This is a genomic window from Undibacterium sp. GrIS 1.8 (assembly GCF_040544445.1).
GTDB lineage: Bacteria > Pseudomonadota > Gammaproteobacteria > Burkholderiales > Burkholderiaceae_D > Undibacterium.
Window position 1 is genome coordinate 137,657 of sequence record NZ_JBEONQ010000001.1, and the last position, 15,078, is coordinate 152,734.

Below are 15,078 nucleotides of genomic sequence, written 5' to 3' on the forward strand. Positions count from 1 at the left end.
AAATACAAACCAGCTGCAGCCCAACCACAACATCAGGCGGCCATATGCCTTGCCTGACGTTGTGGCAAAGATTTAGTTTCTGGCTTCTTCTCCACCGGATTATCCTGCGAATGATTCTGTAGTTTTGCCAGCTTTGCCGCTGATTTATCGCTGACGTTTTTACGATTAGCTTGCCCGGCGTAATCACTACCCAAAATCTCTGTGACCAGAGCGTCGTCCATCTGACGTTCTGTGCGCAACCACTCGCCGACTAAGGCCGCTAAACGTTCCAGCGCAATCCTGTGGGTCGCATCGGTTTTTGCATACAGCCAATCTGATAGCGCCATAAAGTTTTCAAACGGCGTCTCTGCCAGCAGGTGCGGTAGAGTGTGACTAAACCGCCCGGAGTTGGCGACCAGATCCCAGTAACGAGCAAAGCGCACCAGGCGCTGCATGGTAGAAAAATCGATCGTACTATTGGCAAGAATGGTGTAAGGCGGATACGGATCAAACACCATGCTCCACTCTTCGGTATGCCGGATAATCGGCGTACCGCGCAGACGCTTTAAGATGCCAAACTGAATTTCATGCGGCTGCAATGCGTACAACTTATTAAAACCTGCAGCAAAGCTCTCTACCGTTTCGCCCGGCAATCCAGCGATCAGATCAACGTGCAAATGAGCATGTGAGTTCTCACATAACCAGCGAATATTGTCGGCGGCTTTCTGATTGTCTTGTTTGCGGCTGATACGTGCTTGTACTTCGGGGTTAAAACTTTGAATCCCGAGTTCAAACTGCAAAGTGCCTGGCGGGAATTTTTTAATGCCCTCTTTCAGCGCGTCAGGCAAATGATCTGGCACTACTTCAAAATGGGCAAATACGGGATCATCAGGATTGGCCTCCAACTTATCCAGAAAGAATTGCATGATCTTCAGGCTGGTCTTAATGTTGAGGTTGAAAGTACGGTCAACAAATTTAAATAGCCGTGCGCCGCGCGCATGCAGACTTTCCATCTCGGCTAAAAACCGGTCTATCTCAAACGGCCATGCCGTTTTATCTAAAGCAGACAAACAAAACTCACACTTAAACGGACAACCGCGTGAGGCTTCGACATATAAGGTGCGATGTTTGATGTCTTCATCGCTGTACAAATCGTAGGGCAAGCTGATGTCAGCCATCGCTGCTTGCACACCGGCATGGATTTTCATCAGCGGCTTAGGGCCTTGCAAGACTTGGCGACACAGACCAGGGAAGGTAACATCGCCCCAACCGGTGATGACGTAATCCGATAATTTGACGATTTCTTGTTCGGCAGTTTCATACGATACTTCTGGTCCACCCAGGATCACGATCACTTCTGGCGCGACCCGTTTTAATAAGGCGACGACTTTCGTGATTTCTTCAATATTCCAGATGTACACGCCAAACCCGACGATCAGTTTTTCTCCGGCAATCTTGTGCGACAGCAATTTTTCTACGATCTCGGTCGTTTTTGCCCCCGTCACAAATTCTTGCAACTGAGTTTGTGCTTGCAGCGGCCCCATGTTGGCGAGCAGGTAGCGCAAACCCAGAGAAGCGTGGGCATAACGGGCATTGAGGGTAGAAAGCAGAATGGTCATGGGGTGTATAGACGGCAAAAACAGCGAAAATAAAACAACGATAGAGCCGTATTGTACGACGCCACGCAACAAGCTCTATTGGAACAGCGCTAAAACACAAGTAGGGCGAAGTTAAAACGAGCGGAATTACTCTGCCCATCAAGCTATCAGCAGCACCTTACAGTTACTAAAAGTGAGCATCAAGACATCGAAACCAAAACACTTTGGCGCTAGTTTAATGACGTTCATCCTCGCGTTTTTGCGTTTCATCGCATCCCGCTCGCAGTCGACAAATGCATGGCCTACAGTGCATACATCAACAAAGCAAAACGACTTGCAAGTTGAAACGAACTGAACCAAAACTTAACTAGCAAAAAGAGGAAAATCAAATGAAAACATCATTCAAAACACCAGTAATTTTCAGTGCTGCATTGATCGCTGGCGTGTTCGCAGTCGGTGCTGCGTTCCAACCCGTTTCCAGCAACGCTAACGTGAATACACAAGTTGCCCAAGCCCAAATACAAACCGTCACTATCGTCGCAAAACGCATGAGCGCGGATGAAAAACTGGCCTTCGATACACAAGCTAATGGCATCCAGACTGTCGTCATCAGCGCAAAACGTTTAAGCCCAGAACAAAAATTGATCATGGCGCAAGAAGACCAAGCCTTGCAACATGGCGTTGCGATCAAAGCAGTTCGTTTAGCTCAGAACAATGGTTGATTTATGATAGATACTGGTAAGGAGTACAAGCTAAATTACGCTTTTTGTCCAAGTTTTAATTGGACGATTAAAAATACTCCCCTTATTTCTATGCTTCGTATCCAAATCAAAAGCATTTAATTCCACATCGTAGATGCCTTTGACTTGGACATGAGAATGTCCACCAAGTTTAATCCCGCTCAGGCGGGATTAGTCGCCACCGCTGCGTCATATAACTGCACATAATTCAGATTTTCAAAACAACTTGCTGCTTGTGGCGTTAAGCCCAGCAGCATTTTTTCGTCGTTCGACCGTAGTTGCGCATGGTTGACCATAACCCGCATTTTGGCGAGCAGATCAGCGGTATGCAGCAAGTGCCCAAGTGGCGTCCAGACCGGCGCTTTGCTACCACTGGCTTGTTGCTGCAAGGCCTGGATAACCGCTTGCGGAAACTCCCAGCGTTGTGCAATCCGGTAAGACAAGGTGACGGCGACTGAACTAAACGCATGATAAAAACTGGTGGAATATTTAAACTTGGTCTGATCCGCAATCTGGTCAATCAGACGGAACGCGATAATCAAACCCACGTTTTTCATCAAGCCCGTGAGGAAAGCCTGAAACGGGTCAATCGCGCTATCAATACTGCTGGCCAACTGGTGACAAGCGACCGCGCATTTCTCTGATTGTGTCCAGATATGCGGTGCAGCGCGACGTGTGTAATTGCCTGCGTTCAGATTAATAATCGGACGGAACGCGACCTTGGCAATCAACAGGCGCAAACCGTCTTCACCCAAGATCATCACGGCTTTCTCCAGACTGTTAATCCGGTCGGCTGGGTTATACAGTGCGCTGTTGACAGCATTAATTACCTCGCCGACCAGCACTACGTCTTTAACGATATGACGCGACAACTCACCTGCAGATACGGTTTTATTGCGCAAACTACCCAACAATTGTGGAATCACGGTCGGCACACGTGGCACGACCACGGCGTCGGTCAAATCCGAGGCGAGCAAAGCATAAAGCGCTTGCAACACTTTTTGCTCGGTTTCCATACTGATGCCTTCGCCGGGATGCCCCATCAACCAGTCAAAATACAAAGCATCAACCGGAATTTGTGGTCGCCATGCGGTAAAAGTGGGTGGCAACGGTGGCGCTTCTGACGGCTGCGATGTTTGCTCGATTTTCACCATGGATACATCCACTGTTGTAGCTGTAACAGGTGTAATAGTGCTGAGCGGCGTTGCTGCTGTTGCCGAGGTTTCAGGTAGGATAATAGGGGTAGTGGCTTTTGGTATTGCCGCGGTTGCGGTTGCTTGCTCAGGAGGTGCGGGTCGCTTGATTGCTGCTTGAATTGGCTTTTCATTCGTGCTAAATAGCCGCTTCAGAAAGCTGGAGAGAGGATTCTGCACAATGTCCCTTTCGGTGTCGTTATCTGTATCGTTATTCTTAGCAATCTTGGTCTTGAAAACCTGCACAATATGGTCAAACACAGTGTAGCCTTATTACCGCCAGCACCCGATACCGGACAAAGTAAAAATGTAAGAAAGCGTCAATTCATCAAGAAAATGTAGTTTTTTGAAAGGACATCGTATGAACGCTTTATTCAGAACCCGCACTATCGCTCAATGGCTGCTCGTCGTCATGGTGGGCAGCATTGCTAGCCTGCTGTGCCAAACCAGCTCGGCAGGTACGCTGCGGGATAAATTGATCGAGCGGCGCACGCAGCAGTCTGAGATGGAGCAGGACGATAGCAGCGCGCTTAGCCAAAATGGTTTACCCAAAGGCACCCGCATCATCAAAGATGTCGCCTACGGCAGCGACGCCAAGCAAAAGTTTGATGTCTATATCCCCGCAACCACGCCAGACAACGCCAGCAATCCCAGCAGCCACGACAACAAAGCCATGCCCGTGATCTTTATGGTACACGGCGGTGCCTGGGCTAATGGTGGCAAGGCGATGGGGCGCGTGGTCGAAAACAAAGCGGCGCGCTGGCTGCCTAAAGGTTTTATTTTTATCTCCACCGATTACCGCATGCTGCCAACCTTGCAAGCGCGTGAGCAGGCGGAAGACGTTGCCTTGGCGCTGGCAGTTGCGCAATCCAAAGCCAAAGAATGGGGCGGCGATCCCAGCCAGTTTATCGTCATGGGACATTCTGCCGGCGCGCATTTAGTTGCTTTGCTTGCGGCCTCGCCCGACGTGACATTGCAGTTTGGCGTGCGTCCCTGGCTGGGAACCATTGCCTTAGACAGCGCAGCCTACGATCTAAGCGCAATCATGTCCACCAAACACTATGGCTTTTACGATAAAGCCTTCGGCAAAGATCCCGGCTACTGGCGCGCCAGTTCACCATTGCATAAATTAGAAGTACCAGGCGTACCGTTTTTGGCCGTGTGCTCTAGCAAGCGACCTGACCGCCCTTGCGATCAAGCCAGCAGCTTTGTGCAAAAAGCCAATGGCATGGGGATGCGGGCGAGTTTATTACCGCAAGCAAAAAGTCACGGCGAGATTAATTTCCAGCTAGGTTTAGATGGCGACTACACCACTGCAGTCGAAAAATTTATGGCGTCTTTATCACCCGTGGTGCAAGCGCATTTGCGTGGGGCAGAATAGCTTGATTGGCGATTGAACTTACTCTGTTGGCTAGTTTGTCAGCAGCCAGATTTGCTAAGCTTGGAACGGCGAGCCTGAACCGGATAATGCACGCCGCCCATCAAATCCAGCTTAGCCGCCTTACATGCCTGATCGTGATTCAGGCTGCGGTCTAGTGTCCTCAACAAACTCGCCTTCTCATCATCTTGTGCCAGATGCCAGAACATCGCACCTGCCAAACCTTGCTGCTTGATGTAGGCAGTTTTGTAGGACAAGGATTGCTCGTCGTCATAGCTGACAAAAATATGCTGTTCTGGTTGCCATAACCAAGGCACTTTGGTCTGGTCACTGAAGTAGCGGACATAGCCAAAATGCCCGGCAAGCATGGTTTGAATCTCCGCATAACTTGCCATGCGTGGTTCTTTGCGCTGGGTGCAGGTATCGCAACCGGTCAGCAGAGCAGGATCACCCTGATATATTTCTGCCGACTCTGTCACAAAGGCTTGATATAAGCCGTGATTTTTTGGTTCCACATTAAAAAATGCACGCCCATAAAATGGCACACCCAACACAATTTTATTTGCCGGGATGCCTGCTTGCAGATACAACTGGACAGCAGCATCTACGGTATTGGCAAGCGGTGATGGAAATCGCTCTTCCATTTTTTCAGACGATAATTCCGGTGCTAATTTCTGTTCACGCAGTGGATTAACCATCATCGGCTCGGCTGCATCACCAAACAAATGTGCATTATGATTAGTCTGTTTTTGCCAGACGCCGTTCAAATCATAGGTCATTAGATTGATGTAATCGAGCTGCGCCACAATGGCCGGTAGTTGCACGTAGTAGCGCGTCAAATTACCTGCATCGCCAGCACCGGCAATAGTGAGTTGCGCTTTTTTTTGCCCACGGGTTTTATTCTCTAGTGTTAGTTGATCACGGATTTCTGCGAGCAAAGCGACGAAATTTTCAGCGTCTTGCTGCCGAGGATATTCCCAGTCAATATCAATACCATCAAAGTCATAGCGCTTCATTAAGGCGATACAAGAACGGGCTAGTTGTTGCCGATGTTTCGCAGTGGCAGCTGCATCACGATAGCGCCCGACGGTCGGACTGCTGTCATTGCTATACGCCCACCCGCCTAAAGAAAATAAGACGCGCAAATTGTGATTGCGACGCTTTAATGCCATCAGTTCAGCAAACACCTGAGCCGCTTTATCTCGGTCTATACCCTCCCCCAGATCACATTCGCCTGCCGGATTAATATTCATGAAAGAGAAATTAATATGCGTCAGCATCGCCGCTTTTTGTGCTGTGATGCGCGACACCGGGAATTCCGCCGCCTCAGGGTAATGGTTGATTTCTTTATTTTCCAGGAAATAATAACCAATCACCACATGTTTGCCGGAGGACGCAAAAGCGAGATTTTGACTAAAGAATAGGCTAAAGAATGCGCTAAGTACTAGAGCAAAGAATCGAAATAGCATCATGGCGTTTAATAACATTGAGTGTGAGGCAAACTAGAAAGTATCGACAGAGAATGCGGCGATTGGGTACGACGGTCAACAGATTTTTAGTCCCGAGCATGAGCGTCAATACCACTAAACCAGCGAGCTACGGATCTTTATCTGTAAAGACCATACCAGTCCCTTTAATCGGAGCGCTGGTATGGGAAATTCAGAGCAGTCTGCTTTTATCTATATACTCGCAATTTTGAAACACCCCCAGGAAACACCATGGACATGCAAGCAATAGAAAACCGTCTGGAAGACTTAGAAATCAAAATATCGCGTCAGGAAGATGTGGTCGATACGCTGAATCAACTGGTGTATCAGCAGCAAAAAAAGATTTCAGAACTGGAAGGCTTTTGCAATGCGTTGGTAGGACGCATCAAAGAAATGGCGGCTAACGCCAGTGAACAACGCATTGTTGATGAACGCCCACCGCATTATTAATGTAAAAATATAGTTCGAGAAGGTTTATAAAAATCCTCAATACGATAGTCCAATCATTCTGCGGCTTCCAGGCCAAAAATACCCTGGAAGCCGCATTATGATTGGACATTCTTTTTAAAAATTTAAAAAATCTCTTTTAAAAAACTGGCTTTTAAAAGCCAAATAAATGCGCTAAATGTCATAAATGCGCAAGCCAGTCACTGTAACGCTTATGCCTTGCTTAACTTGACGCTAGTCGCATCGGCAGTCAGATACCCTACTGCTGCGCCAAAACGATCTTTGTAATTTGCGCGTACCAACGGGTCTAATGTCGCTTGTACTTTGGCGTGCAAAGAATTGCTCCAATCGCCTGCGTGCTGGAAGTTGCTCATGATGTAGGTCCATCCGTTGAGGTCATCTACAACATGCAGACCCGTGGCTTCTGCGCCTGCTGGCATAGACATAATCCGGGATAACACTTTAGTGTCTACGTTATAGGCCCACAAGAAATTATTCACATGGTAGCCACTGTCTTCTCCGATAAATAGCGTGCGCATTTTTTCAGAGAATTTCAGATTATCGGGATTACCGACTTTGTCTGGATTGGCCAGATTGCCCAAGGCGTCAGCCGGGATATCTTCGCCGACCAGCAAGGCCTTGGTTTGGTATGGCACCCATTCACTCTTGATTGCGATACCACTAGTATCGGACTGGCCGCCGGTCATACTGTGCGCCATGATGCCGCCTGCAAATACTGCTTTATCTATGGAGATCCCGCTTTGTGCGTTCCAGCCGTTTGCGCTGTTTTTCACCATAGAATCCACCATGTTTTGTAAGGCGGAGTATGCTACTTTGTCTTTAATATTGACGGTCGTACCTTCCATTTTTGTGAAGCCCATGCTGCCACCTGCAAGGTAGGCGTAGCGATGAGTTTCTAAGAAGGCGGCTGCTTTTTCCATGCCCGGTTTTACTTTTACCCAGTTGGCTTTACCGCCAGTAAAAATCTTCGTAAAACTGGTATCGGCAGGGTCTGTTTTAGATACGCTCATGATGTCGGATGGCTTGAGTGTATTTGCCATCGCTTCAATCTCTGCACTGGTGGCGCTGCCGAGTTTGATCCAGCTTAATTTTGCACCGGCAGCGGCTGGATCGATAGAAAAATCAGCGCCCACTTTGGCAACATACAAAGTGCCCGAGGATAAGTCTTTTTCATTGTCAGCGACAAACATGAAGAGGCCGCTATTCGTCGCATCATCGCCCATTAAAACAGTACGATTGTCTGGCATGACTTGCACTAATTCGTGCGAGATACGTCCCATGCAGTAATGCTTTTTGATCGTGCCAGTGCCATCAGGATTGACGGTGACTTCTGGCAAGTGGCCGTAGTTATATGGATTGGCTTTGGTTTCATCGCCATACAGATTTTTGCTATACGCTTTTAGCTGGTTATCGGTCGAAGAGAACTGCGCGTCTGGTTCGTATTCTTCGCTGGATAAATGTGTTCCCCATGGTGACAAACTCGCGCCACAGGTAATCCACAATCCATTGACTTTAGAGGTGTCAACATTATGGTATTTGACCAGACTCAACTTACCGGTTGCCTGATCTTGATCTAGCGTTAAGACTGCAATCGGGGAAGGCAATAAACCATAGGCGCTGACGCCAGCCTGATCACGCGTGGTGTATTCAAACTGAACAACCGCAAACACCGCTTTACCTTTAATACCGGTGACGGTTGGATTGGCAACTGACAACAGCGACGTTCCGTCCGGCGAGTCTGAGAAGAATTGGCGCTCTTTGCCTGCGACGGATTTATCGGTAATCGGCTTGTTATTAATATCGTAGTAACCACCAGCTAAAATCGTCCCACCTTTGCCATCAGGCACCGAGTCGCCAGTGATAAAAAACGATTGATAAGCGAGCTTGTAATTTTGTACGCTGTTGTCACTCAAGGTCACGCTTAAACTAGAGCTGACAGTGGTTGCTGCCATAGCCGCCGGGTTAGATAAAGTGGGGGCTGACATAGCGTTAAATGTCGCAGAGACATAACTTACCGCAGGTGTTGCTGGTGAGGCTACAGCGGTCGCTTCGGAGCCGCCACAGCCAGCGAGTAAAGATGCGGAGGACATTGCGCCTAAAGGTAATAAAGGCGCGCCGAGAATAAATTTAAGCGCTTTACGACGACCGGTTTGAAGTTGATCTGACATGATTTTATTTCCAAGGTTATTTGACTATCTGACTAGGTGGCTATGGTTAGCTATCGCTATAAATGACACCAAAAATGATCAGCCCGACTTCTTTTGAGTCTTATGTGCCAGGCTGAAGGTCGAGTATAAAAACCCAATGTGACCGCTTAATGAATGGACGATAGAAGCGGCATGCAGCTTGTATGTGCGCTAGTTGCGTTAAACCCGGATTTTCCATTGGAACAGCGACAAGTTCGCCAAAGGTGCAATTGTTGCTGTAGCGCTCGCACTTAAATCGCGGTGGTGCTATCCCTCTGAAGAGCGCATACCGTCTGAGTTTCTGCGAAGTGGTAGCGCTCTAATGGAAAATCTGGGTTTATAGACAGAAGTGATGATCGACCAAGGTATCAGAAAGAAAATCCAGACGAAAAAAAAGGAACCCGACGGGTTCCTTCAAAGCTTACTTCTCTCCTCTAGCTAGTGACTAGCTCAAAGTCAAGCTTAGTTGGCTGGCGCGTAGTTCAACGGCACCCATGCGTAGGCTTTGCCTTCAGTACGGACATAGCCCATACCCGGGAAAGATAAGTGTGCCGCAGCGACCATGTAGCCTTGTTTTGCTGCATCGGCATAGGCCTTTTTGCGTTCTGCGGCGGCGGATTTGCTGTCAGAATCAAAACCTATCGTCACTGCCGGGCTGTCAAACTGGACTGCTGCTACGTGCATCAGATCGCCCCACAACATTAGTTTTTGTCCTTTGCTTTCTACCAGATAAGTAGTGTGGCCTGCGGTATGTCCATAGCTGGCAATGGCTTTGATGCCAGGTGCCAGATCGGTATTGCCGTCAAATGATTTGAACTTGTCGGCTTTGATATAAGGGTTTAGGGATGCCATCGCACCTTGGAAAAAGCCTTTGGAGTCAGCCGGTGCTTTGTCCAGATTGGCCTGGCTTAACCAAAAGTCAGCATCATGTTTGTCTGCACGGACAACTGCGTTAGGGAAGGCAAGTTTATCACCGTTCATTAAGCCGCCGACGTGATCTGGATGCATGTGTGTGATGTAGATTTCATCGACTTGTTCAGGCAGATAACCGGATGCTTTCAGGTTATTTGCCAGCTTGCCCAGGGTTGGGCCAAACAGACCAGCCGCGCCGGTGTCGATCAAAATTAATTTGCTGCCAGTGTTGATCAGGTAGCCGTTGACCGAGGTGTCCAGCGGGCTATGCTGATGTACTTTGGCCAGCGCTTTGTTGGTTTTGTCAGCGGTGGTATTAGTCAATAATTTATCCACTGGCAAGGCAACGGTGCCATCTGATAAGGCAGTCACTTCAAAATCACCTAGCATAACGCGGTAGTAACCAGGAGCAGAAGTTTTAACCATAGGGGCAGCTGCGTTGGCAGTGCTTGTTGCTACTAAAGTGAATGCGGCTGTAGCAGTCATCAGCGCCAAAGTACTGGCGCGCAAAATACGGGCAGTAGTCACGTTTTTATCTCCGAAGATGCGCAAAATAGCGTGGCTGCATTATGCCGAACTTTTTAGAATTCTGCTTTTGACGGCAATGTTTGGAAGAATTAGCAGAGTGAGCGGGGAGCAAACCAAATCGCACCAGACTGAGCCAGTGCTCAAAGACAAAGAGATGCTGGCTAAGTCAGGAGTGATGCTGTCAGCGCCTTAACGTCGTTATCAGATTCTTCCATGATCTGACGTACGGTGTCTGCCCCGACTGCAAAGTCAATTTCTGATGCGTCTTGCCTTATGGTTGCGGTGGATCGTGCGTCTAAGGGCGATGGCGTGGCTGCCAAGTCATTGGCGAGCAATAAAGTATCACCCAAGGTCTCTGGCGGCATGACGCGGATGCCAGTCCAGACCGCTTCTACAGCGGCAACAATGCGTTTGGGGACCATTAATTTCTTCAGGACGGCGCGACCGATGATCACTTCTGGCGCTTCATCTAGTTCGGCAAAAGCTACATCATTATTCGCTTCCAGATCAATGGAATCGTCTTCGCCCGATGGATGTCCATAACCATCCATCAGCGCCGGGAACTCTTCTGCACGCGACAACAAATAAAAACCACTGACCTCATGCACAATGCCGGCAAACATCGCCGTCTCGGGATCGGTATGGCTGACCCGGCTTGCGAGCAAATGCGCCAGTGCGGCGACATGAGCGGAATGCTCCCACAACTGTAAGGCGTGCTGGCGTAGTAAAGGATGATTGATTTCAGAACCGAGTTGGCGCACCAGCACGGAGGCAATGACCGAGCGCAGAGTATCAAAGCCTAGTATGGTGACAGCCATGCGCACGCTGGACACGCCGCCGCCAAAACGTGAATACGCGACTGAATTGGCAATGGCGACTACCCGCGCCGATAACAGCGGCTCTGTCACGATTAATTTTGCGGCGACCTCCAGATCACAGTCTGGCTGATCTAGTAATTGCTGTATTTTCAGTGACGCATTGACGTTGGTTGGGAATACCAGTTCGCCTTGGCTCGCTTGTGCGGCAATGATGCTAAGTGCCTCGGATTTTTTCATGCAATCTACCTTTGCATTTAATTCGCTGATGGAATTTACTTGTGCTGGCTCACGATGACTTGTGCTGACTTGCACTGACTTGCGCTGATTTTTTAAGTCATGTCTAATTTTATCGGAATCAAGTCACTGGGAAGCTTAATATACTCCCCTTTATTTTTTTCATAAATCCTTTATTGTCCAATGATTATATGGACAATAAATATATACTCATTGGGAGTATAAAATATGCCGCATATTGATAACAAAATAAAGCTACGCAAAATACCTGAAAAATGTACCAGATTGCGCTAAATTTTAGCGCTCGTCATTCAATTTTAATACCTTAATAAACTTGCTAGTGACGTTATTCATTATGGAATGCTCTGCATCGCGTGAGGCCGCTGGCGATGCCGAGACTGGTGTTTTTCGTTGCGGCATGATCCCTTGTTCCAGCTTGAAGGCGGAGACAGTTTTTGCCAGCGTTGCGGCTTGATCTTCCATGCTTTCGGCAGCAGCAGCGGCTTGTTCTACCAAGGCGGCATTTTGCTGTGTCATCTCGTCCATCTGTGTGATGGCGCGGTTGACTTCTTCAATCCCGGAGCTTTGCTCCTGCCCGGCGGCAGTGATTTCCGCCATGATGTCGGCGACCTGTTTGACCGATTTGACGATGTCGTCCATGGTCTTGCCCGCAGCATCGACCAGCTTACCACCGGCATTGACTTTTTCTACCGAATCACCGATCAGCGTTTTGATCTCTTTTGCCGCACCGGCGCTGCGCTGCGCCAGGTTGCGTACTTCGGATGCGACCACTGCAAAACCACGTCCTTGTTCACCGGCGCGGGCGGCTTCAACTGCGGCATTCAACGCTAAAATATTGGTCTGGAAAGCGATACCGTCGATGACGCCGATGATGTCCACAATCTTGCGTGAGCTTTCTTTAATCGAGGTCATGGTGTCGACCACCTGACCAACTTCTTTACCGCCCTTGACCGCAAAATTAGAGGCAGACACGACCAGCGTATTTGCTTGTCGCGCATTGTCGGCATTGTGTCTGACGGTGGCAGTGATTTCTTCCATCGAGCTGGCGGTTTCTTCCAATGCGCCTGCCTGAGTTTCGGTACGTGAAGACAAATCAGCGTTACCGCTAGAGATTTCTGCCGAAGCAATGGCGATCGCATCGGTGCCGGTACGGACTTCGCTGACGATGCGGTGCAAGCTGTCGTTCATCTCTTTTAAGGCATTGAGTAATTCACTGATTTCATCTGAGCCGGAAGTCTCTTGATGGTACGAGAGTTCACCAGCCGCAACTCGTTTAGCGATCACCAGTGCGTCTTGTAGCGGTATCGTGATGCTGCGTCTGAGGACGATAGAAAACGCGGCGCCAATCAATAACATCACGCCGCCAATACCAAACAGCAGGGTGGACAGACGCTTGCCTTTGCTCTCGGTTTCGCCAGAGAGTTCTTGCGCCACTTTATTTTGCAGATCAACCAGTTTATTGATTTCTACCAGCGCTTGTTGTTGCAAGGGATCGATTTTGCTGGCGATGACTTTGACCGCTTCTTCACTATTGAAGTTGAGAATCATCTTGTAAGCCTCTTTGTAAGGCTCATCCGTTTGTTGATCAAGCTGATTAATACTTTCGATGATCTTTTTTTCGCTATCGCTTAAACCAACCGCCACCAATTTGTCGCGCGCTTCGATAAAGCGGGCACGCTGGACTTTGACGATGGCTTTTTGTTTATCGATTTCGGCGATGTCGGTTTGCAGACCAATGTTGCGCAGGGCCAGGCCGCCTTCTAACAAACCACTTTTCATGGCGGCGGCTAAAGCGGTTTTATTATTGGAATATTCGACTCCGGCGATCATCTGATGTCGATTGCTGGCACTAAAAATACTGTCGGTAATCAACAACAAAATCAGCATCGCCAAGATCACACCAAAGCCGATACTGAGACGGGTTCCTATGCGCAGGTTGCGTAGATTCATCGTGATTCCCCATGATAAGAATGTGACGTCATCGCAGACGGTGCGATGCTTTTGAAGCAAATTCGAGACAGTAATCTATGAGCAGACCTGTTAGCAGACAGCCTAAAAAAGAGATCGCCCATAACGACAGATAGCAATAGCACAGAACTACCGTAACAGAGTTTTACATGAAGAAAATTTTGAATCAGATAAATAGTTTCGAACAAGCTATGGCAATCAAATCACTTAAGCTTATTCTTTCATTAAGAGATTTTTGTCGGTTGCCACAACGTCGATATCTGTTAATCATATTACGTCAAAAATTGCTGCATTGCACTTTGATACTTTGAGGTGTGGTAAGCACCACAAATTTGCTCATTTTCTAACGCTTAAATCTCAACTAAACCAGTCACAGTGGACGCCTTTATAATAGTAAAGCCAAAATAACAAAGTCGAAATAACAAAGTTAAGCGCCTTCAATCTGGATTTAATTCGGATTTAATCCGCGTTCAATCCGAGTTCAATCCTCATTGCCGGCTTGGAGACTCACGTTTGCTTAATTGCATCTGCTCATTGCGTTACCTAACCTTGATCTTATTACTGCATCGATATGAATAGCATACCAAGCACAACATCAGCCACACCACGTACATCAGCTAGCAGCTTAACCGCGGACAGTCTGAACCAATTTGGCAGTCAATTTTTGCCAGGGCATTTAGGTATCCGCATCACAGCATTAGAAGGTAAAACCGTACGTGCTGAATTGACTGTCATTCCGTCGCTGATGGCACCCAACGGGTTTTTACATGCGGGCAGCGTAGTCACCCTGGCAGACACCGCTTGCGGCTACGGCTGCATCAATAACTTGCCAGCCGGTGCCAGTAGCTTTACCACGATAGAACTTAAATCCAACCACCTCGGCACGGCACGCGATGGTATTGTGGAAGTCGTCGCCACCGCCGTCCATGTCGGGCGCACGACCCAAGTCTGGGACGCGACTGTCAGCCATCAGGGCAAAACCATCGCACTGTTCCGTTGTACACAAATGGTGTTATTTCCTAAGGAAGCAAAATGAGCGATGTCATTAACCCGGTCTTACAACAATGGCTGGAAAAAGAAGTTGAAGTCCGCGCCAGACTGCAGACAACCGGAGTTGTGCCGCTGGAGCAGATGAAGCAATTCAGCGGATTAGAGTTTTTGCAAGGCATCCTCAACGGCGAGTTGCCACGACCACATATCGGCGAGACTATGGATTTTTTTCCGGTCGAAGGCGAAGCAGGACGTATCGTGTTCCAGGGCACGCCTGGCCGTCAGCATTACAATCCGCTGGGCAGTGTGCATGGCGGCTACTTCTGTACCCTGCTTGATTCTGCCGTTGGCTGCGCAGTGCAATCGATGCTACCCAAAGGGATAGGCTATACCACGCTAGAAATCAAAGTCAATCTGATCCGCGCACTGACCGATAAAACCGGACCGGTACGCGCTGAGGGTAAGGTCATCCAGGTCGGACGACAAGTCGGTACTGCCGAAGGCCGTATCGTAGATTCTTTAGGCAAGGTGTATGCACATGCAACGACGACTTGTTTGATTTTTCCTTTGCCTTGATT

The 15,078-nt window shown here is 48.5% G+C and carries 12 protein-coding genes; 5 read left to right on the forward strand and 7 right to left on the reverse strand.

The window, feature by feature from the left end; all coding sequences use genetic code 11:
* Positions 1-32 precede the first annotated feature (32 nt).
* A complete protein-coding gene (locus AAKU64_RS00595; protein WP_354329256.1) occupies positions 33-1,598 on the reverse strand; it encodes a B12-binding domain-containing radical SAM protein in 1,566 nt (521 codons plus the stop codon).
* 368 nt (positions 1,599-1,966) lie between these two features.
* Between AAKU64_RS00595 and AAKU64_RS00600 the strand changes: the two genes are divergently transcribed.
* Complete coding sequence (locus AAKU64_RS00600) at positions 1,967-2,299, forward strand: hypothetical protein (protein ID WP_354360844.1); 333 nt, start codon at positions 1,967-1,969, stop codon at positions 2,297-2,299.
* A gap of 179 nt (positions 2,300-2,478) precedes the next feature.
* Here the strand turns inward: AAKU64_RS00600 and AAKU64_RS00605 are convergent, their stop codons facing one another.
* Complete coding sequence (locus AAKU64_RS00605; protein ID WP_354360846.1) at positions 2,479-3,771, reverse strand: HDOD domain-containing protein; 1,293 nt, start codon at positions 3,769-3,771, stop codon at positions 2,479-2,481.
* A gap of 100 nt (positions 3,772-3,871) precedes the next feature.
* On the opposite strand from AAKU64_RS00605, the gene AAKU64_RS00610 reads away from it, so the two are divergent.
* Positions 3,872-4,891: an alpha/beta hydrolase gene (locus AAKU64_RS00610; protein WP_354360848.1), complete on the forward strand. Its 1,020-nt coding sequence runs from the start codon at positions 3,872-3,874 to the stop codon at positions 4,889-4,891.
* A 38-nt stretch (positions 4,892-4,929) separates the two neighbouring features.
* Here the strand turns inward: AAKU64_RS00610 and AAKU64_RS00615 are convergent, their stop codons facing one another.
* Complete coding sequence (locus AAKU64_RS00615; protein WP_354360850.1) at positions 4,930-6,360, reverse strand: glycoside hydrolase family 18 protein; 1,431 nt, start codon at positions 6,358-6,360, stop codon at positions 4,930-4,932.
* Positions 6,361-6,606: 246 nt separating this feature from the next.
* Between AAKU64_RS00615 and AAKU64_RS00620 the strand changes: the two genes are divergently transcribed.
* The gene (locus AAKU64_RS00620) at positions 6,607-6,825 is read left to right on the forward strand and encodes a SlyX family protein (protein WP_354329266.1); all 219 of its coding nucleotides are present in this window, start codon (positions 6,607-6,609) and stop codon (positions 6,823-6,825) included.
* 209 nt (positions 6,826-7,034) lie between these two features.
* Here AAKU64_RS00620 and AAKU64_RS00625 read toward each other — a convergent pair whose 3' ends face one another.
* The 4 genes from AAKU64_RS00625 to AAKU64_RS00640 all read right to left on the reverse strand — a co-directional run bounded on the left by AAKU64_RS00625 (position 7,035) and on the right by AAKU64_RS00640 (position 13,492).
* Positions 7,035-9,011, reverse strand: coding sequence for a PhoX family protein (locus tag AAKU64_RS00625; protein WP_354329268.1), 1,977 nt, complete (start codon positions 9,009-9,011; stop codon positions 7,035-7,037).
* A gap of 480 nt (positions 9,012-9,491) precedes the next feature.
* Positions 9,492-10,427 (reverse strand): MBL fold metallo-hydrolase, encoded by a 936-nt coding sequence (locus tag AAKU64_RS00630; protein ID WP_354329361.1) that lies wholly within the window; start codon positions 10,425-10,427, stop codon positions 9,492-9,494.
* A gap of 203 nt (positions 10,428-10,630) precedes the next feature.
* Entirely contained in the window at positions 10,631-11,524 is an 894-nt protein-coding gene (locus AAKU64_RS00635; RefSeq protein ID WP_354329270.1) for an HDOD domain-containing protein, read from the reverse strand.
* Between the two features lie 294 nt (positions 11,525-11,818).
* Entirely contained in the window at positions 11,819-13,492 is a 1,674-nt protein-coding gene (locus tag AAKU64_RS00640) for a methyl-accepting chemotaxis protein (protein WP_354329272.1), read from the reverse strand.
* 589 nt (positions 13,493-14,081) lie between these two features.
* Between AAKU64_RS00640 and AAKU64_RS00645 the strand changes: the two genes are divergently transcribed.
* Together AAKU64_RS00645 and AAKU64_RS00650 are read left to right on the forward strand one after the other, a co-directional pair.
* Positions 14,082-14,546 (forward strand): PaaI family thioesterase, encoded by a 465-nt coding sequence (locus AAKU64_RS00645; protein ID WP_354329274.1) that lies wholly within the window; start codon positions 14,082-14,084, stop codon positions 14,544-14,546.
* A complete protein-coding gene (locus AAKU64_RS00650) occupies positions 14,543-15,076 on the forward strand; it encodes a PaaI family thioesterase (RefSeq protein WP_354329276.1) in 534 nt (177 codons plus the stop codon). Before AAKU64_RS00645 ends, AAKU64_RS00650 begins: the two co-directional genes overlap by 4 nt.
* Positions 15,077-15,078 lie beyond the last annotated feature (2 nt).

Coding starts and splice junctions, on each gene's coding strand:
- AAKU64_RS00595 (WP_354329256.1), bottom strand. CDS start 1,598: ATGACCATTCTGCTTTCTACCCTCAATGCCCGTTATGCCCACGCTTCT.
- AAKU64_RS00600 (WP_354360844.1), top strand. CDS start 1,967: ATGAAAACATCATTCAAAACACCAGTAATTTTCAGTGCTGCATTGATC.
- AAKU64_RS00635 (WP_354329270.1), bottom strand. CDS start 11,524: ATGAAAAAATCCGAGGCACTTAGCATCATTGCCGCACAAGCGAGCCAA.
- AAKU64_RS00640 (WP_354329272.1), bottom strand. CDS start 13,492: ATGAATCTACGCAACCTGCGCATAGGAACCCGTCTCAGTATCGGCTTT.
- AAKU64_RS00650 (WP_354329276.1), top strand. CDS start 14,543: ATGAGCGATGTCATTAACCCGGTCTTACAACAATGGCTGGAAAAAGAA.
- AAKU64_RS00625 (WP_354329268.1), bottom strand. CDS start 9,011: ATGTCAGATCAACTTCAAACCGGTCGTCGTAAAGCGCTTAAATTTATT.
- AAKU64_RS00620 (WP_354329266.1), top strand. CDS start 6,607: ATGGACATGCAAGCAATAGAAAACCGTCTGGAAGACTTAGAAATCAAA.
- AAKU64_RS00615 (WP_354360850.1), bottom strand. CDS start 6,360: ATGATGCTATTTCGATTCTTTGCTCTAGTACTTAGCGCATTCTTTAGC.
- AAKU64_RS00645 (WP_354329274.1), top strand. CDS start 14,082: ATGAATAGCATACCAAGCACAACATCAGCCACACCACGTACATCAGCT.
- AAKU64_RS00610 (WP_354360848.1), top strand. CDS start 3,872: ATGAACGCTTTATTCAGAACCCGCACTATCGCTCAATGGCTGCTCGTC.
- AAKU64_RS00630 (WP_354329361.1), bottom strand. CDS start 10,427: ATGACTGCTACAGCCGCATTCACTTTAGTAGCAACAAGCACTGCCAAC.